The sequence below is a fragment of the Streptomyces fumanus genome (assembly GCF_014655295.1).
Lineage (GTDB): Bacteria > Actinomycetota > Actinomycetes > Streptomycetales > Streptomycetaceae > Streptomyces > Streptomyces fumanus.
The window spans coordinates 199,806-220,064 of the sequence record NZ_BNBI01000010.1; the positions used below are offsets into that span (position 1 = coordinate 199,806).

17 protein-coding genes are annotated in these 20,259 nt (G+C 73.0%); 12 read left to right on the top strand and 5 right to left on the bottom strand.

Annotation, left to right across the window (positions count from 1 at the left end):
- Window positions 1-20: 20 nt before the first annotated feature.
- The 5 genes from pheS (at window position 21) to IE316_RS23060 (ending at window position 7,169) form a co-directional block, all read left to right on the top strand.
- A complete protein-coding gene (pheS, locus tag IE316_RS23040) occupies window positions 21-1,142 on the top strand; it encodes a phenylalanine--tRNA ligase subunit alpha (protein ID WP_190206344.1) in 1,122 nt (373 codons plus the stop codon).
- Complete coding sequence (gene pheT / locus IE316_RS23045) at window positions 1,142-3,709, top strand: phenylalanine--tRNA ligase subunit beta (protein WP_190206345.1); 2,568 nt, start codon at window positions 1,142-1,144, stop codon at window positions 3,707-3,709. Before pheS ends, pheT begins: the two co-directional genes overlap by 1 nt.
- Window positions 3,710-3,901: 192 nt before the next feature.
- The gene (locus IE316_RS23050) at window positions 3,902-4,888 is read left to right on the top strand and encodes a PP2C family protein-serine/threonine phosphatase (RefSeq protein WP_229910525.1); all 987 of its coding nucleotides are present in this window, start codon (window positions 3,902-3,904) and stop codon (window positions 4,886-4,888) included.
- Window positions 4,889-5,140: 252 nt separating this feature from the next.
- Complete coding sequence (locus tag IE316_RS23055) at window positions 5,141-6,481, top strand: NsdA family TPR-like regulatory protein (protein ID WP_190206347.1); 1,341 nt, start codon at window positions 5,141-5,143, stop codon at window positions 6,479-6,481.
- Between the two features lie 142 nt (window positions 6,482-6,623).
- Window positions 6,624-7,169, top strand: coding sequence for an NUDIX hydrolase (locus IE316_RS23060; RefSeq protein WP_190206348.1), 546 nt, complete (start codon window positions 6,624-6,626; stop codon window positions 7,167-7,169).
- A 28-nt stretch (window positions 7,170-7,197) separates the two neighbouring features.
- Here IE316_RS23060 and IE316_RS23065 read toward each other — a convergent pair whose 3' ends face one another.
- Window positions 7,198-7,455: a hypothetical protein gene (locus IE316_RS23065; RefSeq protein WP_190206349.1), complete on the bottom strand. Its 258-nt coding sequence runs from the start codon at window positions 7,453-7,455 to the stop codon at window positions 7,198-7,200.
- 195 nt (window positions 7,456-7,650) lie between these two features.
- Window positions 7,651-8,523 carry a 3-hydroxybutyryl-CoA dehydrogenase gene (locus IE316_RS23070; protein WP_190206350.1) on the bottom strand — a complete coding sequence of 291 codons (873 nt, stop codon included), beginning with the start codon at window positions 8,521-8,523 and terminating at the stop codon, window positions 7,651-7,653.
- 169 nt (window positions 8,524-8,692) lie between these two features.
- Here IE316_RS23070 and IE316_RS23075 point away from each other — a divergent pair, with 169 nt between their 5' ends.
- The gene (locus IE316_RS23075) at window positions 8,693-9,976 is read left to right on the top strand and encodes a glycoside hydrolase family 10-like protein (protein ID WP_229910527.1); all 1,284 of its coding nucleotides are present in this window, start codon (window positions 8,693-8,695) and stop codon (window positions 9,974-9,976) included.
- Window positions 9,977-9,995: 19 nt separating this feature from the next.
- Here IE316_RS23075 and IE316_RS23080 read toward each other — a convergent pair whose 3' ends face one another.
- Both IE316_RS23080 and IE316_RS23085 read right to left on the bottom strand, forming a co-directional pair.
- Window positions 9,996-10,190 (bottom strand): DUF1918 domain-containing protein, encoded by a 195-nt coding sequence (locus IE316_RS23080; protein ID WP_190206351.1) that lies wholly within the window; start codon window positions 10,188-10,190, stop codon window positions 9,996-9,998.
- 90 nt (window positions 10,191-10,280) lie between these two features.
- A complete protein-coding gene (locus IE316_RS23085; protein ID WP_190206352.1) occupies window positions 10,281-11,195 on the bottom strand; it encodes a DMT family transporter in 915 nt (304 codons plus the stop codon).
- Here IE316_RS23085 and IE316_RS23090 point away from each other — a divergent pair.
- On the top strand, window positions 11,194-12,645 hold the full coding sequence (locus tag IE316_RS23090) for an aminotransferase-like domain-containing protein (RefSeq protein WP_190206353.1): 1,452 nt from the start codon (window positions 11,194-11,196) through the stop codon (window positions 12,643-12,645). The two genes, IE316_RS23085 and IE316_RS23090, sit on opposite strands and share 2 nt — an antisense overlap.
- Before the next feature lie 160 nt (window positions 12,646-12,805).
- Here IE316_RS23090 and IE316_RS23095 read toward each other — a convergent pair whose 3' ends face one another.
- Window positions 12,806-13,249 carry a DUF6314 family protein gene (locus IE316_RS23095; protein ID WP_190206354.1) on the bottom strand — a complete coding sequence of 148 codons (444 nt, stop codon included), beginning with the start codon at window positions 13,247-13,249 and terminating at the stop codon, window positions 12,806-12,808.
- Between the two features lie 148 nt (window positions 13,250-13,397).
- Here IE316_RS23095 and IE316_RS23100 point away from each other — a divergent pair, with 148 nt between their 5' ends.
- The 5 genes from IE316_RS23100 (at window position 13,398) to IE316_RS23120 (ending at window position 20,258) form a co-directional block, all read left to right on the top strand.
- Window positions 13,398-15,881, top strand: coding sequence for an alpha-L-arabinofuranosidase family protein (locus IE316_RS23100; RefSeq protein ID WP_190206355.1), 2,484 nt, complete (start codon window positions 13,398-13,400; stop codon window positions 15,879-15,881).
- A gap of 96 nt (window positions 15,882-15,977) precedes the next feature.
- On the top strand, window positions 15,978-17,006 hold the full coding sequence (gene argC, locus IE316_RS23105) for an N-acetyl-gamma-glutamyl-phosphate reductase (RefSeq protein ID WP_190206356.1): 1,029 nt from the start codon (window positions 15,978-15,980) through the stop codon (window positions 17,004-17,006).
- Window positions 17,003-18,154 carry a bifunctional glutamate N-acetyltransferase/amino-acid acetyltransferase ArgJ gene (argJ, locus tag IE316_RS23110; protein WP_190206357.1) on the top strand — a complete coding sequence of 384 codons (1,152 nt, stop codon included), beginning with the start codon at window positions 17,003-17,005 and terminating at the stop codon, window positions 18,152-18,154. The genes argC and argJ overlap by 4 nt, the downstream gene beginning before the upstream one ends.
- On the top strand, window positions 18,151-19,062 hold the full coding sequence (gene argB / locus IE316_RS23115; RefSeq protein ID WP_190206358.1) for an acetylglutamate kinase: 912 nt from the start codon (window positions 18,151-18,153) through the stop codon (window positions 19,060-19,062). The genes argJ and argB overlap by 4 nt, the downstream gene beginning before the upstream one ends.
- Window positions 19,059-20,258: an acetylornithine transaminase gene (locus IE316_RS23120; RefSeq protein ID WP_190206359.1), complete on the top strand. Its 1,200-nt coding sequence runs from the start codon at window positions 19,059-19,061 to the stop codon at window positions 20,256-20,258. Before argB ends, IE316_RS23120 begins: the two co-directional genes overlap by 4 nt.
- Window position 20,259: the final 1 nt, after the last annotated feature.

The following is a 20,259-nucleotide window of genomic DNA, read 5'->3' on the forward strand; positions in this document are numbered from 1 at the left end:
AATCGGAAGCACGGGAAGAGATGTCGGCACCGAATAAGTCGTACGACCCTGTCGAGGTCGAGGCGTTGAAACCGGAAGAGATCGAGCGCAGGCGGGACGAGGCGCTCGCCGCGTTCGCCGCCGCGGACTCCCTCGACGCGCTCCAGGAGGCCAAGGTCGCCCACACCGGGGGCACCTCCCCGCTGGCGCTCGCCAACCGGGAGATCGGCGCCCTGCCCCCGCACGCCAAGGCCGAGGCCGGCAAGCGCGTCGGCCAGGCCCGCGCCGCGGTGAACAAGGCCCTCGCCGCCCGCCAGGCCGAGCTGGAGGCCGAGCGCGACGCCCGGGTCCTGGTCGAGGAGGCGGTGGACGTCACCCTGCCCTACGACCGGATCCCGGCCGGCGCCCGCCACCCGCTGACCACGCTCTCGGAGCGGATCGAGGACGTCTTCGTCGCCATGGGCTACGAGGTCGCCGAGGGCCCCGAGATCGAGACCGAGTGGTTCAACTTCGACGCCCTGAACATCGGCCCGGACCACCCGGCCCGCGGCGAGGCCGACACCTTCTTCGTGGCCGGCCCCGACGGTGGCACCGACTCCGGCACCGTGCTGCGCACCCACACCTCCCCGGTGCAGGTCCGCTCGCTGCTCGACCGCGAACTGCCGGTGTACGTGATCTGCCCCGGCCGGGTGTACCGCACCGACGAGCTGGACGCCACCCACACCCCCGTCTTCCACCAGGTCGAGCTGCTCGCCGTGGACGAGGGCCTGACCATGGCGGACCTCAAGGGCACCCTGGACCACATGGTGCAGTCGCTGTTCGGCGCGGAGATGAAGACCCGGCTGCGGCCGAACTTCTTCCCGTTCACCGAGCCCAGTGCCGAGATGGACATGCTCTGCTACGTCTGCAAGGGCGCCTCCGTCGGCAACCCCGACCGGCCCTGCCGCACCTGCTCCAGCGAGGGCTGGATCGAGCTGGGCGGCTGCGGCATGGTCAACCCCAAGGTGCTGACCGCCTGCGGCGTCGACCCGGAGAAGTACAGCGGGTTCGCCTTCGGCTTCGGCATCGAGCGGATGCTGATGTTCCGCCACAACGTCGAGGACATGCGAGACATGGTCGAGGGTGACATCCGGTTCACCCGGCCGTTCGGGATGGAGATCTGATGCGGGTCCCGCTTTCCTGGCTGCGGGAGTACGTCGACCTGCCGGCCACCGAGACCGGCCGTGACGTACAGGCCAAGCTGATTTCGGCCGGTCTGGAGGTCGAGACCGTCGAGCACCTCGGCGCCGACCTCAAGGGCCCGCTGGTGGTCGGCCAGGTGCTGACCATCGAGGAGCTGGAGGGCTTCAAGAAGCCGATCCGCTTCTGCACCGTCGACGTCGGGGCGGCCAACGGCACCGGCGAGCCGCAGGAGATCGTCTGCGGCGCCCGGAACTTCTCCGTCGGCGACAAGGTCGTCGTGGTGCTGCCCGGCGCCACGCTGCCCGGCGGCTTCTCGATCTCCGCGCGCAAGACCTACGGCAAGGTCTCGCACGGCATGATCTGCTCCAGCGACGAGCTGGGCATGGGCGACGACGGCACCCACGGCATCATCGTGCTGCCGCCCGAGACCGAGGTCGGCAGGGACGCCATCGAGCTGCTGGAACTGGTCGACGAGGTGCTGGACATCGCCGTCACCGCCAACCGCGGCGACTGCCTGTCCATCCGCGGCGTCGCCCGCGAGACCGCCATCGCCTACGGCCTGCCGCTGCGCGACCCGGCCCTCCTCGACGTACCCGGCCCCAACGCCTACGGCTACCCGGTGAAGATCGCCGACCCTCTGGGCTGCGACCGCTTCACCGCCCGTACGGTGACCGGCCTCAGCCCCGAGGCGCGCTCGCCGATCTGGCTGCAGCGCCGGCTCCAGAAGGTCGGCATGCGCCCGATCTCCCTCGCCGTCGACGTCACCAACTACGTGATGATGGAGCTGGGCCAGCCCCTGCACGCCTACGACCGCGGCCGGGTCCAGGGCACCATCGGCGTGCGCCGCGCGGCGGCGGGCGAGAAGCTCACCACCCTCGACGGCGTCGAGCGCACCCTGTCCGCCGAGGACCTGGTGATCACCGACGAGCGGGGCCCGATCGGCCTCGCCGGGGTCATGGGCGGCGCCGACACCGAGATCGCCGACCACGCCGACGCACAGCAGGCGACGAGCGAGGTGGTCATCGAGGCCGCCCACTTCGACGCGGTCTCCATCGCCCGCACCGCCCGCCGCCACAAGCTCTCCTCCGAGGCGTCCCGCCGCTTCGAGCGCGGCGTCGACCCGCAGGCTGCCGCCGCCGCCGCGCAGCGCACCGTCGACCTGCTGGTGCTGCTCGCCGGGGGCACCGCCGAGGCCGGTGTCACCGAGATCAGCGCCCCGCACGCGCCGCGCACCATCACGCTCCGCGCCGACCACCCGGACCGGGTCGCGGGCGTGGCCTACGGCCGCGAGACCGTCGTGCGGCGGCTCCAGGAGATCGGCTGCGACGTATATGGCAATGCTGCCGCGTGGAACGCGTCGTTGGGGGGCGGTGGTCGGGCGACGGGCGGGCAGGACGAGCTGATCGTCACCGTGCCGTCCTGGCGGCCCGACCTGACCGACCCCAACGACCTCGCCGAAGAGGTCATCCGGCTGGAGGGCTACGAGAACCTGCCCGCCACCCTGCCCAAGCCGCCCGCCGGCCGCGGCCTGACCCGCCGGCAGCGGCTGCACCGCCGCGTCGGCCGGGCCCTGGCCGGCGCCGGCTACGTCGAGGCGCCGAACTACCCGTTCGTCGGCGAGCAGGTCTTCGACCAGCTCGGCCTGGACGCCGGTGACCCGGCCCGCCGGGTGGTGAAGCTGGTCAACCCGCTCAGCGACGAGGAGCCCGCGCTGCGGACCTCGCTGCTGCCGGGCCTGCTCGGCGCGCTGCGCCGCAACGACGGCCGGGGCAGCCACGACCTCGCGCTGTTCGAGACCGGCCTGGTCTTCCGGCCGCGCGAGGAGCAGCGCACCGCCGCCCGGCTCCCCGTCGACCGGCGCCCCAGCCCGGACGACCTCGCCGCGCTGGACGCCGCGCTGCCCGACCAGCCCCGGCACGTCGCCGTCGTCCTGGCCGGCACCCGGGAGCAGGCCGGCTGGTGGGGCCCGGGCCGCCCGGCCGACTGGGCCGACGCGGTCGAGGCCGCCCGGACCGTCGCCCGCGAGGCCGGCGCCGAGCTCACCGTCCGCAAGGGCCAGTACGGGCCGTGGCACCCCGGCCGCTGCGCCGAGCTGGTCGTCACCGCCGACGGCACCGAGCGCGTCGTCGGCCACGCCGGCGAGCTGCACCCCCGGGTGCTGAAGGCGTTCGGCCTGCCCGCGCGCACCTGCGCGATGGAGCTGGACCTCGACACCGTGGCCCGGGTGGGCGACGACACCCCGCAGGCGCCGCGCATCTCCACCTTCCCGGTCGCCACGCAGGACGTCGCCCTGGTCGTCGACGCCTCCGTGCCGGCCGCCGAGGTCGAGGCGGCGCTGCGCGAGGGCGCGGGCGAACTGCTGGAGTCCATCCGGCTGTTCGACGTGTACGACAACGCCGAGCAGCTCGGCGAGGGCCGCAGGTCCCTGGCGTTCGCGCTGCGGTTCCGCGCCGGTGACCGGACGCTCACCGTCGACGAGGCGTCGGCCGCCCGGGACGCGGCGGTGGCCCTGGCCGGCGAGCGGACGGGGGCGGTACTGCGCGGCTAGCCGCGCCGTTCCCCGCGCCTGCTCGGGACGGTCACGACACCATCACTCATATGGGTGACTATCCCTGGCCGCCTGGTTCCTTCAGGCCATGCCGTCGACAGAATCGGACCGGCTCCTCGGAGCCGGTCCGATGCTGTCTGGGCCTTGGGGGCCACCGGGATGAACCGTGTCAAGACGGGAGCTCCCCGTGGGGTGCGCGCCCTCGGCCTGCCCACGGCGGCGTGGGGCATCACTCCGCTCGTGTACCGGCTGGCCTGCCCGCTCGCCGAGGACGAGGGGCTCGGCGCCCGGCTGGTCTCCTCCGTCGTCGTCGTCACCGCGGGCACCGGACTGGTCCTGCGCATGCGGCAGCGGCTGCTGCGGCGGCCGCGCCGGGCCCGCCGGATGGTCCGGGCCGTACCGGACGCGCCGCTGCGTCCGCCGCCCGCCCGCGTCGACGGCCTCGACGTGGCCGCCGTCCAGCTCTGTGCCGACCGGGACACCGTGCTCGGCGGCGATCTGTACGACGTGGTCGGCACCGAGCACGGGGTCCGGGTGGTGATCGGCGACGCCCGGGGCCACGGCCTCGCCGCGAGGGCGACGGCCGCCGCCGTGCTCGGCGGCTTCCGGGAGGCCGTGCACGACGAGAAGGACCTCGCCGACGTGCTGCGCCGGCTGGAGCGCACCCTCGCCCGGCATCTGCGCGAGCGCCCCTTCGACGACACGGCCGCCGAGGAGTTCGTCACCGTACTGCTGCTGGAGATCGGCGTCGGCGGCGATGTCCACGCCCTCAACTGCGGGCACCCCTGGCCCTACTTGATCAGCGGCACCGACATCGTGCCGCTGGCCCGGGCCGGTCCGCTGCCGCCCCTCGGGGCGCTCCCGCTGCCGGAGGACATCCCGGCCCTGCGCTTCCGTCATCTGCTGCCCGGCGAGGCCCTGTTCCTGCACACGGACGGGGCGAAGGACGTCCGGGACGCCCGCGGCCGGTTCTTCCCGCTGCGCCAGGTGCTGGCCGAGGCCGTCGGCGACCAGCCGCTGTGCGCCCGCGACCTGCTGCGGCGCACCCTCGCCGCGCTGCTGCGGCACACGGACGGGCCACCGGACGACGACGTGTCCGTGCTCGTCCTCCAGAAGGAGAACGCCCCGTTCGGCATCCGGACACCCGTCCACCCGTTCGTACCGGCGTCCCGCCCGTGACCCCCGCTCGCCGGCGTGCCGCCCGCCCCGCCATGGAGTTCGGGCAGGCGGCGGGGCGGACGGCGACGACGGGCCACCGCACTGTACGAGGGGGAGCCAGTGGCCCGGCCGGCCTCTTGCGAGGCGACCAAGTCAACCGCCCCGGCACGCTCCGCGACAGCGCGCACACGGTGCGGATTCGCGTACTCCGTTCACACCCCGTGCGAAGACACCCGGACTACGCTTCACGACAACGAGCCACCGGAGGCTCCCATGCAGCCCAACACCCTGCTCGACGCGATCCTCGACGAGGCGGGCATCTCCCACGCGGGACTCGCCGCCCATGTCAACCAGGCCGGACGCGTCCGCGGGCTCGCCCTGCGGTACGAGCACACCGCCGTCGCGCGGTGGCTGAAGGGGCAGCGGCCCCGCGGCCAGGTCCCCGACCTGATCTGCGAGGTGCTGGCGGCCCGGCTGCACCGCCCGGTCACCCTGGACGACATCGGCCTCGGCGTGCCCGGCGAACCGGCCGCCGCGCACACCGGCTCGCTCTCCGGGTTCGTGGAGCGCGCCACCGCGCTGTGGCGCTCCGACCAGCAGCAGCGCCCGCACATCCTGGGCGCGCCCGCGCTCACCGGCACCCCCGCCGTGATGCCGGTGTGGGAGTGGGAGAACCCGCCCGAGGACGTGGACGTCTCCCGGGGCGGCCGGCACCGGGTCACCCCCGCCGACCTGGAGATGCTGCGCTCGGCGCGGGCCCACTACGAGCAGATGTACCGCAAGGCCGGCGGGGTGGCGACCCGCGCCCGGATCGTCGGCTTCCTCAACGCCGAGGCCGCCCCGCTGCTGCGCGGCGGCTACACCGACGCCACCGGCCGCCATCTGCACCGCGCCACCGGCGGCCTGGTGGCCGTCGCCGGCATCTGCGCCTACGACTCCGACGCGCACGGCCTGGCCCAGCGCTACTTCCACCAGGCGCTGCGGCTGGCCAAGGCCAGCGGCGACCGGGGCCTGGGCGCGTACGTCATCGCGCTCCTCGTCAACCAGGCGCTCTACCTGCGGGAGTACCGCCAGTCCGTGGCCTTTGCGGAGGCCGCGCTGCGCGCCGCCGGCCGGCACATCACCCCGGCCCTCGCCTCCGACCTGTACGCGATGCAGGCCAAGGCGTACGCCCATCTCGGCGACGGCACCAGCGCGCTGTCCTGCATCCGGCGGGCCGAGCAGTCCGCCGAGCGGATCCGGCGCGGGTACGAGCCCGACGAGACCGGCTACGTCCAGCCCGGCCTGGTCAATGTGCAGGTGGCCGAGGCCCTGCTCAGCCTCGGTGAGGTGGCCGCCGCCGCCGAGCACGCCACGGCGGCCGTCGACACCCCCGCCCACGACCGGGGCCGGGTGCACCGGCTGGCCATGCTGAGCACCATCGAACTGCGCCAGGGCCACGCCGACAAGGCCGTGGCCACCGCGGTGCGGATGGCCGAACAGGCCAGGGGAATGGAGTCGCAGCGCCTGCGGGACAGACTCCGCGCGGTCCGCGAGCACCTGGTGAGCAGCGGCTGCGCGGGCACCACCGAGGCCGCCGAGCTGATCGACGGGGCGCTGCGCGTCCCGCTGTGATCCCGGGCCCCCGGCACCGCCACCGCGCCCGCACGTCCGTGTCCCTACGCCTGCCACTGCTCCGCCGACGGCCGCTGTGCGCCTGCTGCCGGTTGATTCCGGCTGCGATATTGCCATCTACTCAACGGAAGGTGGCAGAACCGTGCAGTGGACGAAAAAGAACGAACAGACCGTGTACTCAAATCGCTGGTTCAGCGTCAATCTCGCGGACGTCGAGCTGCCCGACGGGCGGCACCTGGACCACTTCCTCATCCGGCTGCGGCCGGTCGCCGTGGCCACGGTGGTCAACGACGCCAACGAGGTGCTGCTGCTGTGGCGGCACCGCTTCATCACCGACAGCTACGGCTGGGAACTCGCCGCCGGAGTCGTCGAGGACGGCGAGGACATCGCCGTCGCCGCGGCCCGGGAACTGGAGGAGGAGACCGGCTGGCGACCGGGACCCCTGCGCCACCTGATGAGCGTGGAGCCGTCCAACGGCCTCACCGACGCCCGGCACCACATCTACTGGGCCGACGAGGGCGAGTACCTCGGACACCCCGTGGACGACTTCGAATCGGACCGCCGGGAATGGGTCCCGCTGAAACTCGTGCCCGACCTGGTCGCCCGGGGGGAGGTCCCGGCCGCCAACATGGCGGCCGCGTTACTCCTGCTGCACCATCTCAAACTCGGGCAGGACGCCCCGTCCTGATCCCCCCGGCGCCCGTGCCCGGATCTCCCTACCGGCCGAGCACCTGCCAGACCGCCACGACGAGCGTGCCCACGGCCGTCACGACCGCGATCGACCGCAGCGGCCAGCGCGCGTGTTCCAGGGCGACGAGACGGGCGCTCAGCTCGTCCAGCGTCTTGGCCGTCTCCTCGGTGCGGTGACTGAGCAGGGCCAGCCCGCCTTCGACGCGCGCGTGGGCGACATCGAGGCGGCGCCGTAACTCCGCGAGTTCTCCATCGACCACGGAATGCCCGGGTGCGGCGCTCACGAATGCGCTCCTTTCTGATCGTATGGGGAAGTGGAACTTCTTCCTTTCGTACGTCCGATGAGTCAACTCGCCTGGTGGGCAGGTGGGGAGAGTGTGCGACGGGCATATGCGAGCCCGCCTCGCACACACCGTGTGAACCCAGTGAGCCCGGCACCCGCGAGGGGGCCGGGCTCACCGGGAAGTGACGGAGTGTGATCAGGCGTAGGTGTAGAACCCCGAGCCGGTCTTGCGGCCCAGCCGCCCGGCGTCGACCATGCGCTGGAGCAGCGGGGGAGCGGCGTACAGCGGCTCCTTGTACTCCTCGTACATCGAGTGGGCGACCGAGGCGACCGTGTCCAGGCCGATCAGGTCGGAGAGCTTCAGGGGGCCCATCGGGTGGGCGCAGCCCATCTCCATGCCGTTGTCGATGTCCTCGCGGCTGGCGATGCCCGACTCGAACATGCGGATAGCGGAGAGCAGGTACGGGATCAGCAGCGCGTTGACCACGAAGCCCGAGCGGTCCTGGGCCCGGATGGCGTGCTTGCCCAGCACCTTCTCGGTGAACAACTGCGCCCTGCTCAGCGTCCCCTCGGACGTGGTCAGCGCCGGGATCAGCTCGACCAGTTGCTGCACCGGGGCCGGGTTGAAGAAGTGGATGCCGATGACGTGGTCGGGCCGCGAGGTGGCGACCGCCAGCTTCACCAGCGGGATGGAGGAGGTGTTGGAGGCCAGGATCGCGTCCGGACGGGTGACGACCTGGTCGAGCACCTGGAAGATCTCGGTCTTGACCTGCTCGTTCTCCACGACGGCCTCGATCACCAGATCCCGGTCGGCGAACTCGCCCAGATCGGTGGTGAAACCGAGCCGGGCCTGGGTGGCCTCCCGCTCGTCCTCGGTGATCTTTCCGCGCTCGGCGGCCTTGGCCAGCGAGTTGAACAGCCGGGTACGCCCTATCTCCAGGGCCTCACCGGTGGTCTCGGCGACCATGACCTCCAGGCCGGCCCGGGCGCACACCTCGGCGATGCCCGCTCCCATCTGACCGCAGCCGACCACTCCGACGCGCGCGATATCTCCCGAGAAGCCGGTCACATCGTCCCTTTCGCTGATCTACGGCTGTGGCAGCGCCGGGATCGCCGGCGTCTGCTCCGATCGTGCACGTTACCCCCGAGGCGGCGCCGATCGGTCGTCCGGGTCGGGCATGCTGTGCCCCGGAGACGATCCGTGACCGAGCGGATCCGGAGCGTTTGGGGTCTGTCCCATGAGTCTTCCCATCAGGGTGCCCGGCAGCCGGATGTCGCGCCGGGCGTTCGCGGTCGCCGCGCTGTCGGCGCTGGCCATGGCGCCGGGCGCCTCCGCGGCACCCGGCCGCCGGGACGCCGGGGCGTCCGCCGGGGCGCCCGGGGGCGGTGCCCAGCCGCCCCGGGTGCGCGGCATGTGGCTGGCCACCGTGGCCAACCGCGACTGGCCGTCCCGGCCCGGCCTGTCCGCGGACGAACAGCGCCGGGACCTGATCGCCCACCTCGACACGGCGGTCCGGTACGGACTGAACACGGTGTTCTTCCAGGTCCGGCCCACGGCCGACGCCCTGTGGCCGTCACCGTACGAGCCCTGGTCGGAGTATCTGACCGGGGTGCAGGGCCGGGACCCGGGCTGGGACCCGCTGGGCACGGCCGTGGCCGAGGCGCACGCGCGCGGACTGCGCCTGCACGCCTGGTTCAACCCGTACCGGGTCGCCGTCCACACCGACCGGGCGAAGCTGACCGCCGGCCACCCGGCCCGTCGGCACCCGCAGTGGGTGGTGCCGTACGGCGGGAAGCTGTACTACAACCCGGGGCTGCCCGAGGTCCGCGCCTTCGTGCAGACGGCGATGCTGGACGCGGTGCGCAGATACCCGGTGGACGGCGTCCACTTCGACGACTACTTCTACCCCTATCCGGTGGCCGGGCAGAGCTTCGCCGACGACGCGGCCTACCGCGCCCACGGCGGCAGGTTCAAGAGCAAGGCCGCTTGGCGCCGCGACAACATCGACAAGCTGGTGCGGGAGACGGCCGCCGGCGTCCGGCGGGTCCGGCCCGGCGCCCGGTTCGGCGTCAGCCCGTTCGGGGTGTGGCGCAACGCCGCCACCGACCGGCGCGGCTCGGCCACCCGGGCGGGTGTCCAGACCTACGACGACCTGCACGCGGACACCCGCAAGTGGGTGCGGGAGGGCTGGCTGGACTACATCGTGCCGCAGCTCTACTGGCACATCGGGCAGGAGGCCGCCGACTACGCGAAGCTGCTGCCCTGGTGGGCGAAGGTCGCCGAGGGCAGCCGCACCGAGCTGTACATCGGGGAGGCGCTCTACAAGGCGGGCGACCCGGCGCAGGCGAAGCCGTGGCAGCGGGCCGACGAACTCTCCCGGCACCTGTCCCTGGCCGCGGCCCATCCGCAGGTGCGCGGGCACGTCTTCTTCGGCGCCCGGGACGTGCGGGCCAACCGGATCGGCGCGATGGCGCGGGTGGCCGCCGACCACTACGGGCGGCCCGCCCGCACCGCGCCCTGATCCGTCCGCGCGGGACGGCTCAGTACTGGCTCTCCGGGTGCCGGATCTCGGTGTCCGGGCCGGGGTAGCACACCGCCTCGTGCCCGTCCTCGAAACGGACGCGGTACGGGGGAGTGCCCTCCCGGCCCAGTACCTCGATGATCTCGGCCACCTTGTCGTGTTGACCGACCACCCTGCCGTGCTGGACAAGCCGGTCGCCCACGGTCGCACGCATCAGCGGAGCCTCCTCCACGTCGCGGAAGCAGCGGTCCCTGTCGAGTCTACGGCGCCGGGCCGGGTCGGGGCCTGCCCGTACGGGGCGGGCTCAGCCCCGGGCCCGCTGGGTGACGGCGATGCAGACCAGCACCGCGGCGGCGGTGAGCGGGGCGGCCGGGGTGAGGTGTTCGCCCAGCAGCAGCACCGACCAGACCAGGGTGAGCAGCGGCTGCGCCAACTGCAACTGGCTGGCCTTGGGGATGCCGATGGCCGCCATGCCCCGGTACCAGACGACCAGGCCGAGGAACTGCGAGCCCGCCGCCACCCACAGCAGCCCGGTCACGCTGTGCGCGGTCAGCCGGGCCGGCTCGTACGCCAGCGCCAGCGCGGCCCCCGGCACGGCCAGCGGCAGGCAGAGCACCAGCGCCCACCCGATGACCTGCCAGCCCGGCATCACCCGGGCCAGCCGCCCGCCCTCGGTGTACCCGGCCGCGCACACCAGCAGCGCCGCGAACAGACAGGCGTCGGCCGCCGTCAGCGCGCCCCCGCTCTGCCGCACGGTGAAGGCGACCACGGCCGCCGCGCCCGCCAGCGCCGCCGCCCAGAAGGTGCGCGAGGGGCGGGTGCCCGTCCGCAGCGCGGACAGCAGCGCGGTGGTCAGCGGCAGCAGGCCGACCACGACGGCGGCGTGCGCGGTCGTGGAGGTCTGCAACGCCAGCGTGGTCAGCAGCGGGAAGCCGACCACCACCCCGGCGGCGACCACCGCCAGCCCGGCCCAGTGCCGCCGTTCGGGCGGCGGGACGCGCAGCGCCAGCAGACAGCCACCCGCGATCGCCGCCGCCAGGACGCAGCGCACAGCGACCAGGGTCCAGGGGCCGAAGCCCTCCAGCCCCCAGGCGGTGGCGGGGAAGGTGAGGGAGAAGGCGACGACGCCCAGCGCGGCCTGGAGGGTGCCGGACCAGGCGCCGCCGGGCGCGGGCACCGCTATCGCGGTCGGGAGGGTAGCGCTACTCTGTGCTCTCATGCATGAGCGTAGCAGTGTCGCCGAACTGGCCGATCGCCTGCGGCAGGAGCTGAACCGCTACTCACCCGGGGGAAAGCTGCCGTCGAGCCGGGCGCTGGTCGAACGGTTCCGGGTCAGCCCGGTGACCGTCTCCCGGGCCCTGGCGCAGCTCGCCGCCGAGGGGCTGGTGGTGACCCGGCCGGGCGCGGGGGCCTTCCGCGCCGCCCCGCACACCGCCGGCTCCCCGGCCGGGGACACCTCCTGGCAGGAGGTCGCCCTCAGCGCGGACAGCGCCGGTGACCTGGTGCCGCGCTCGGTGGACGCCTCCGGGGTGCTGGTGTCGCTGGCCGCGCCGCCGCCCGGCGTGATCGAGTTCAACGGCGGCTATCTGCACCCCTCGCTGCAACCGGAACGGGCGCTCGCGGCGGCCCTGTCCCGGGCCGGACGCCGGCCCGGAGCGTGGGGCCGGCCGCCCATGGAGGGACTGCCGGAGCTGCGCGAATGGTTCGCCCGCAGCATCGGCGGACCCGGCGGGGCGGTCACCGCCGCCGAGATCCTGGTCACCGCGGGCGGCCAGTCCGCGCTCACCACCGCGCTGCGCGCGCTCGCGCCGCCCGGCGCCCCCGTCCTCGTCGAGTCACCGACGTACCCCGGGATGCTGGCCATCGCCCGCGCGGCCGGGCTGCGTCCGGTGCCGGTCCCGGTGGACGCGGACGGGGTGCGGCCCGCGCTGCTCGCCGACGCCTTCCGGGCCAGTGGCGCCCGGGTCTTCGTCTGCCAGCCGCTGTTCCAGAACCCGACCGGCGCGGTGCTCGCCGCCGACCGGCGCGCGGAGGTGCTGCGGATCGCCCGCGCGGCCGGGGCGTTCGTCGTCGAGGACGACTTCGTGCGCCGGCTGGTGCACGAGGACGCGGGGCCGCTGCCGCGTCCGCTGGCCGCCGAGGACCCCGACGGGGTGGTGGTGCACGTCTGCTCGCTGACCAAGGCGACCTCGCCGAGCTTCCGGGTCAGCGCGCTGGCCGCGCGGGGCCCGGTGCTCCAGCGGCTGCGCGCGATCCAGGTGGTGGACAGCTTCTTCGTGCCCCGCCCGCTGCAGGAGGCGGCGCTGGAACTGGTCGGCTCCCCGGCCTGGCCGCGCCATCTGCGGGCGATCTCCGCGGCGTTGCGCACCCGCCGGGAGGCGATGACCGGCGCCCTGGCGCTGCACCTGCCCGAACTCGCCCTGCCGCACGTCCCGTCCGGCGGCTACCACCTGTGGCTGAGGCTGCCCGACGACACCGGGGAGGCCGCGCTGAGCGCCGCCGCCCTGCGCGCGGGCGTCGCGGTCACCCCCGGCCGCCCCTACTTCAGCGCCGAACCCCCGGCCGGTCACCTCCGGCTAAGCTTCGCGGCGGTCGCCGGCACGGGCGAGATCACCGAGGGCGTACGGAAACTCCGGGCGGCCCGGGACGAGGTGCGCGGCGAGGGCTGAACCCGGCCCGGGTCGAGGTGCGCGGCGGGGGCTGAACGCGGCCCGGGTCGAGGTGCGCGGCGGGGACTGAACGCGGCCCGGGACGAGGTGCGCGGCGGGGGGGGGCTGAACCCGGCCCGGCCGTGCGCGCGTCCCCGGCGCCCGGCGGTCGGGCCGGGCGTCAGGACGCGCGGGTGTACTCCGTGGTCAGCCGCAGGTCCTTGGCCGGGCCGCCCACCCGCCACACCGTCCGCCAGTGACCGGCGTCCCGGACGGTGAACTCGCCGCGGTACAGGTCGGCCGCGCACGGATGGTCGGCGACGTACCGCCCCGAGGTCAGGTCCAGGTCGTGGAAGGGCCGCCCGTCGGCGAACCGCACGTCCGCCGTGCCCGGCGCCGCGCCCGGCAGGAAGCGCAGCGTCCGCTCGGCCGGCCGGGTCACGCCCCGCCAGGTGAACGTCCCGGCCTCCCGGTGCAGCAGCCCGCCCCCGGGCAGCGGGTCGAAGCCGGTGGTGCCGGTGAACCGGCCCTCCTCGCCCGTCGCCAGATCCCGCACTGTCCGCTCCACCCGCCAGCGCCCGGCCAGATAGGCCAGGACATCGGCCACCGGCCAGAACTCGTCCATCCGTCTCTCCCCGCACCGCACGCGTCGCTGCGCGACCCATTGACGACCTTCGGTCACCTCCCTATCTTGCCGTTCGAAGTGCTGATCAACGTCCGATATTTCGAACAGTGCTGGATGTGTCCTGTCCAGCCAGAGCCGCGGAGTATCCATGTCACGCACGCCCCGCACCCGGCTGAGAGTCGCGCTGACGGCGACGTCCCTCCTGACCGCCACCGCCCTGCTCCCGTCCCCCGCGCACGCCGAGCCGGTGGCCGACTACGCCATCACCCTCGACCCGGCGGCGAAGGGCGCCGCCATCGCCGACACGATGTACGGCGTCTTCTTCGAGGACATCAACCGGGCGGCCGACGGCGGTCTCTACGCCGAGCTGGTGCAGAACCGGTCCTTCGAGTACTCCACCGCCGACAACGCCGCCTACACCCCGCTGACCTCCTGGACGGTGGACGGCACCGCCGAGGTGGCCGACGACGCCGGCCGGCTCAACGAACGCAACCGCACCTACCTGAAGCTGGGCGCCGGTTCGTCCGTCACCAACGCCGGCTACAACACCGGCATCCGCGTCGAGCAGGGCAAGCGGTACGACTTCTCGGTGTGGGCCCGCGCCGGGTCCGGCACCACCCTCACCGTCGGCCTGAAGGACGCGGCCGGCCCGCTGGCCACCGCCCGCCAGGTGGCCGCGAAGGGCGACTGGCGCAAGTACACCGCGTCCTTCACCGCCACCCGCACCAGCAACCGCGGCCGGTTCACCGTCGCCGCCACCGCCGCGACCGCCCTCGACATGGTCTCCCTCTTCCCGCGCGACACCTACAAGCACCAGCCGGGCGGTCTGCGCAAGGACCTCGCCGAGAAGATCGAGGCCCTGCGCCCCGGCTTCGTCCGCTTCCCCGGCGGCTGCCTGGTCAACACCGGCTCCATGGCGGACTACAGCGCGGCCAGTGGCTACCAGCGCAAGCGCGCCTACCAGTGGAAGGACACCGTCGGCCCGGTCGAGGAGCGCGCCACCAACGCCAACTTCTGGGGCTACAACCAGAGTTATGGCCTCGGCTACTACGAGTACTTCCGCTTCGCCGAGGACATCGGCGCCATGCCACTGCCCGTCGTCCCCGCCCTGGTCACCGGCTGCGGCCAGAACAAGGCGGTCGACGACGAGGCGCTGCTCAAGCGGCACATCCAGGACACCCTGGACCTCATCGAGTTCGCCAACGGCCCCGCCACCTCCACCTGGGGCAAGGTCCGCGCCCGGATGGGCCACCCGAAGCCGTTCGGCCTCACCCACCTCGAAGTCGGCAACGAGGAGAACCTCCCCCGCGAGTTCTACGCCCGCTTCGAGAAGTTCCGTGCCGCCATCGAGGCGGAGCACCCGGACATCACCGTCATCTCCAACTCCGGCCCCGACGACTCCGGCACCGTCTTCGACACCGCCTGGCAGCTCAACCGCGAGGGCGGCGTCGACATGGTCGACGAGCACTACTACAACAGCCCCCAGTGGTTCCTCCAGAACAACGACCGCTACGACTCCTACGACCGCCAGGGACCGAAGGTCTTCCTCGGCGAGTACGCCTCCCAGGGCAACGCCTGGAAGAACGGCCTGGCCGAGGCCGCGTACATGACCGGTCTGGAACGCAACGCGGACGTCGTCAAGCTCGCCTCGTACGCGCCGCTGCTCGCCAACGAGGACTATGTGCAGTGGCGCCCGGACCTGATCTGGTTCAACAACCGGGCGTCCTGGAACTCGGCGAACTACGAGGTCCAGAAGCTGTTCATGACCAACACCGGCGACCGGGTCGTGCCCTCCACGGCCACCACCACCCCCGCCGTCAGCGGCCCCATCACCGGCGCCGTCGGCCTGTCCACCTGGGCGACCAGCGCCGCGTACGACGACGTGAAGGTGACCTCGGCGGACGGGGCCACCCTGCTCAGCGACGACTTCTCCGGTGACGCCGCGCAGTGGACGCACCGCGGGGCCGGCGCCTGGACCGTGCGGGACGGGCAGTACCTGCAGACCGACGAGGCCGCCGAGAACACCCTGGTCACGGCCGGCGACCCGGCCTGGAAGAACTACGACCTGCACGTGAAGGCCACCAAGAAGTCCGGCAAGGAGGGCTTCCTGGTCGCCTTCGGCGTCAAGGACACCGGCAATTACTACTGGTGGAACCTGGGCGGCTGGAACAACACCCAGTCCGCCGTCGAGCGGGCCGTCGACGGCGGCAAGTCGACCCTGCTGTCCAAGGCCGGGTCGATCGAGACCGGCCGGGCCTACGACATCGACATCAAGGTCCGGGGCCGCCAGGTCACCCTCTACCTCGACGGCCAGGAGTGGGGCTCCTTCACCGACGACAAGCCGGCCGAGCCGTTCCGCCAGGTCGTCACCGAGGACACCCGCACCGGCGACCTGATCGTCAAGGTGGTCAACGCCCAGGACACCGCCGCCCGCACCGCGATCGACCTCGGCGGCGCCCGCACCGCCTCCCGGGCCCGGGTCACCACCCTCGCCGCCGACCCGGACGCGGTGAACACCGAGACGGACACCCCGGTGACCCCGGTCACCTCCACCTTCTCGGGCGTCGCACCGAGATTCTCGTACACCTTCCCGGCGAACTCGGTGACCTTCCTGCGGATCAAGCAGCGGTAGGCCCCCGCAGCGGACCTCCTCCTGGATGGCGTACGCATCTAGATTGCATAAACGTGCATCGATACGTATAGTCATGCCATCCAGGAGGAGGTTTCCATGGTGGTACGTGTGGCGGTGGCCGGAGCGAGCGGATACGCGGGCGGGGAACTGCTGCGTCTGCTGCTGGCCCACCCCGAGGCCCGGATCGGCGCCCTGACCGGCAACTCCAACGCCGGGCAGCGCCTCGGCGCGCTCCAGTCGCATCTGCTGCCGCTGGCCGACCGGGTGCTGGAGCCGACCACCGCCGAGGCGCTCGCCGGGCACGACGTGGTCTTCCTCGCGCTGCCGCACGGGCAGTCCGCCGCGGTCGCCGAGCAGCTCGGCCCGGACGTGCTCGTCATCGACATGGGCGCCGACTTCCGGCTGAAGGACCCCGGCGACTGGGAGGCGTTCTACGGCTCCCCGCACGCCGGCACCTGGCCCTACGGCCTGCCCGAACTGCCGGGCGGCCGCGACGCGCTGGAGGGGTCCAGGCGCGTCGCGGTGCCCGGTTGCTACCCGACCGCCGTCTCGCTGGCCCTCTTCCCGGCGTACGCGGCCGGCCTCGCCGAGCCCGAGGCGGTGATCGTCGCCTCCTCCGGCACCTCGGGCGCGGGCAAGGCGCCCAAGCCGCACCTGCTGGGCAGCGAGGTCATGGGCTCGATGTCCCCGTACGGCGTCGGCGGTGTCCACCGGCACACCCCCGAGATGATCCAGAACCTCTCGGCGGCGGCCGGGGAGCGGGTCTCCGTCTCCTTCACGCCGACGCTGGCGCCGATGCCCCGGGGCATCCTCGCCACGTGCAGCGCGAAGGCGCGGCCCGGTGCCACCGCCGAGTCGGTGCGCGCCGCGTACGAGAAGGCGTTCGCCGACGAGCCCTTCGTCCACCTGCTGCCCGAGGGGCAGTGGCCGGCCACCGGGTCCGTCCAGGGTTCCAACGCCGTTCAGATCCAGGTCGCGTACGACGCCGCCGCCGGCCGCATCATCGCCATCAGCGCCATCGACAACCTGACCAAGGGCACCGCGGGCGGTGCCGTCCAGAGCATGAACATCGCCCTGGGCCTGGATGAGACCACCGGACTGACGACGATCGGAGTCGCGCCGTGAGTGTGACGGCAGCCAAGGGATTCACGGCGGCGGGGGTCGCCGCCGGGATCAAGGAGAACGGCAACCCGGACCTGGCCCTCGTGGTCAACACCGGCCCCCGCCGCGCCGCCGCGGGCGTCTTCACCTCCAACCGGGTCAAGGCCGCGCCGGTGCTCTGGTCGGAGCAGGTGCTCAAGAGCGGTGAGCTGACCGCGGTGGTCCTCAACTCCGGCGGCGCCAACGCCTGTACCGGTCCGAAGGGCTTCCAGGACACGCACGCCACCGCCGAGAAGGCCGCCGAGGTGCTGGGGATCGGCGCCGGCGAGGTCGCCGTCTGCTCCACCGGGCTGATCGGCGTGCTGCTGCCCATGGACAAGCTGCTGCCCGGCGTGGAGCGCGCCGCCGGCCAGTTGTCCGAGCACGGCGGCGAGAAGGCCGCCATCGCCATCAAGACCACCGACACCGTGCACAAGACGTCCGTCGTCAGCAAGGACGGCTGGACCGTCGGCGGCATGGCCAAGGGCGCCGGCATGCTCGCCCCCGGCCTGGCCACCATGCTCGTCGTCCTCACCACCGACGCCGACCTGGACGGCGCCACCCTGGACAAGGCGCTGCGCGCGGCCACCCGGGTCACCTTCGACCGGGTGGACTCCGACGGCTGCATGTCCACCAACGACACCGTGCTGCTGCTGGCCTCCGGCGCCTCCGGGGTCACCCCGGAGTACGACGCGTTCGCCGAGGCCGTCCGGGCCGTCTGCGACGACCTCGGGCAGCAGCTCGTCCGGGACGCCGAGGGCGCCAGCAAGGACATCAAGGTGGAGGTGGTGAACGCCGCGACCGAGGACGACGCCGTGGAGGTGGGCCGCTCCATCGCCCGCAACAACCTCCTGAAGTGCGCCATCCACGGCGAGGACCCCAACTGGGGCCGGGTGCTGTCCGCCATCGGCACCACCAAGGCGGCCTTCGAACCGGACCGGCTCAACGTGGCCATCAACGGCGTCTGGGTGTGCAAGAACGGCGGCGTCGGCGAGGACCGCGAGAAGGTCGACATGCGCTACCGCGAGGTCCACATCGTCGCCGACCTCGCGGCCGGCACCGAGACCGCCACCATCTGGACCAACGACCTCACCGCCGACTACGTCCACGAGAACAGCGCCTACTCCTCATGAGCACTCCCACGCGGAAGCACACCGCGCTCCCCAAGGCACAGATCCTCATCGAGGCGCTGCCCTGGCTGGTCCGGCACAACGGCAAGACCGTCGTCATCAAGTTCGGCGGCAACGCCATGGTCGACGAGGACCTGAAGGCCGCGTTCGCCCAGGACATCGTGTTCCTGCACCAGGCCGGCCTCAAGCCCGTCGTGGTGCACGGCGGCGGCCCCCAGATCAGCGCCGCCCTCGACCGGCACGGCATCGTCAGCGAGTTCAGGGCGGGCCTGCGCGTCACCACCGAGGACGCCATGGACGTCGTACGGATGGTGCTGGCCGGGCAGGTCCAGCGGGAGCTGGTCGGGCTGCTCAACCGGCACGGCCCGCTCGCCGTCGGCCTCACCGGCGAGGACGCGCACACCATCACCGCCGTCCGGCACCGGCCCGAGATCGACGGCGAGCGCGTCGACATCGGCCGGGTCGGCGAGATCACCGACATCGACACCGGCGCCATCGAGGCCCTGCTCGCCGACGGCCGCATCCCGGTCGTCTCCTCGATCGCCCGCTCCCAGGACGACCACCATGTCTACAACGTCAATGCTGATACGGCGGCTGCGGCACTCGCTGCGGCGCTCGGCGCCGAGACTCTCATGGTCCTCACCGACGTCGAGGGCCTCTACGAGGACTGGCCGCACTCCGACGAGGTGATCAGCCGCCTCACCGCTTCCCAACTGGAGAAGCTGCTGCCGGAGCTGAGTTCCGGCATGGTGCCGAAGATGGAGGGCTGTCTGCACGCCGTCCGCAACGGCGTCACCACCGCCCGGGTCATCGACGGCCGGGTCCAGCACTCGATCCTGCTGGAGATCTTCACCGACGAGGGCATCGGCACCATGGTCGTGCCCGACGAGTCCGAGGGGGACCAGTCATGACCGCGAACCAGGACCTGACCGCGCGGTGGCAGGGCGCGCTCATGAACAACTACGGCACCCCGAGGCTCCCCCTGGTGCGCGGCGCGGGCGAGCGGCTCTGGGACGCCGACGGCAAGGAGTACCTGGACTTCGTCGGCGGTATCGCGGTCAACGCCCTCGGCCACGCCCACCCCGCCGTCGTCGAGGCGGTCGGCCGGCAGATCGCCTCGCTGGGGCACGTCTCCAACCTGTTCGTCGCCGAGCCGCCGGTCGCCCTCGCCGAGCAACTGCTGCAGCGCTTCGGCCGGGACGGCAAGGTCTTCTTCTGCAACTCCGGCGCGGAGGCCAACGAGGCCGCGTTCAAGATCGGGCGGCTCACCGGGCGGCCCCGCATGGTCGCCACCGACGGCGGCTTCCACGGCCGGACCATGGGCGCGCTGGCCCTGACCGGGCAGCCCGGCAAGCGCGAGCCGTTCCTGCCGCTGCCCGGTGACGTCACCCACGTGCCGTACGGCGACGCCCAGGCGCTGGCCGCGGCGGTCACCGAGGACACCGCCCTGGTGATCATCGAGCCGATCCAGGGCGAGAACGGCGTGGTCGTGCCGCCGCCCGGCTATCTGAAGGCGGCCCGCGCGATCACCGCCGCGACCGGGGCGCTGCTGGTCCTGGACGAGGTCCAGACCGGCATCGGACGGACCGGGCACTGGTTCGAGTACCAGGCCCACGACGGCGTGCTGCCCGACGTCGTCACCCTCGCCAAGGGCCTGGGCGGCGGACTGCCGCTCGGCGCCACCGTCGCCTTCGGCCGCGCCGCCGACCTGCTCGGGCCCGGTCACCACGGCACCACGTTCGGCGGCAATCCCGTCGCCTGCGCCGCCGGACTCGCCGTCCTGGACACCCTCGCCGACGAGGGACTGCTGGAGAACGTCAAGCGGCAGGGCGCCGCGCTGCGCGAGGGCGTCGAGGGGCTCGGCCACCCGCTGGTCGCCCACGTCAGGGGCGCGGGCCTGCTCCTGGGTATCGTGCTCACCGAGCCGCTCGCGCCCCAGGTGCAGCAGGCGGCTCAGGACGCCGGGATCCTCGTGAACGCGCCCGCACCCGATGTCGTACGGCTGATGCCGCCGCTGAACCTCGGCGACGACGCGGTGGACGCGTTCCTCGGGGCGCTGCCCGGCATCCTCGACGAGGCAGGCGGGGACGGACGATCCGGAGAATGAG

Excerpts from the sequence above, each read along its gene's own strand:
- pheS (WP_190206344.1), top strand. The coding sequence starts at position 21 with ATGTCGGCACCGAATAAGTCGTACGACCCTGTCGAGGTCGAGGCGTTG.
- pheT (WP_190206345.1), top strand. The coding sequence starts at position 1,142 with ATGCGGGTCCCGCTTTCCTGGCTGCGGGAGTACGTCGACCTGCCGGCC.
- IE316_RS23055 (WP_190206347.1), top strand. The coding sequence starts at position 5,141 with ATGCAGCCCAACACCCTGCTCGACGCGATCCTCGACGAGGCGGGCATC.
- IE316_RS23075 (WP_229910527.1), top strand. The coding sequence starts at position 8,693 with ATGAGTCTTCCCATCAGGGTGCCCGGCAGCCGGATGTCGCGCCGGGCG.
- IE316_RS23080 (WP_190206351.1), bottom strand. The coding sequence starts at position 10,190 with ATGCGTGCGACCGTGGGCGACCGGCTTGTCCAGCACGGCAGGGTGGTC.
- IE316_RS23090 (WP_190206353.1), top strand. The coding sequence starts at position 11,194 with ATGCATGAGCGTAGCAGTGTCGCCGAACTGGCCGATCGCCTGCGGCAG.
- IE316_RS23085 (WP_190206352.1), bottom strand. The coding sequence starts at position 11,195 with ATGAGAGCACAGAGTAGCGCTACCCTCCCGACCGCGATAGCGGTGCCC.
- IE316_RS23095 (WP_190206354.1), bottom strand. The coding sequence starts at position 13,249 with ATGGACGAGTTCTGGCCGGTGGCCGATGTCCTGGCCTATCTGGCCGGG.
- IE316_RS23100 (WP_190206355.1), top strand. The coding sequence starts at position 13,398 with ATGTCACGCACGCCCCGCACCCGGCTGAGAGTCGCGCTGACGGCGACG.
- argC (WP_190206356.1), top strand. The coding sequence starts at position 15,978 with ATGGTGGTACGTGTGGCGGTGGCCGGAGCGAGCGGATACGCGGGCGGG.
- argB (WP_190206358.1), top strand. The coding sequence starts at position 18,151 with ATGAGCACTCCCACGCGGAAGCACACCGCGCTCCCCAAGGCACAGATC.
- IE316_RS23120 (WP_190206359.1), top strand. The coding sequence starts at position 19,059 with ATGACCGCGAACCAGGACCTGACCGCGCGGTGGCAGGGCGCGCTCATG.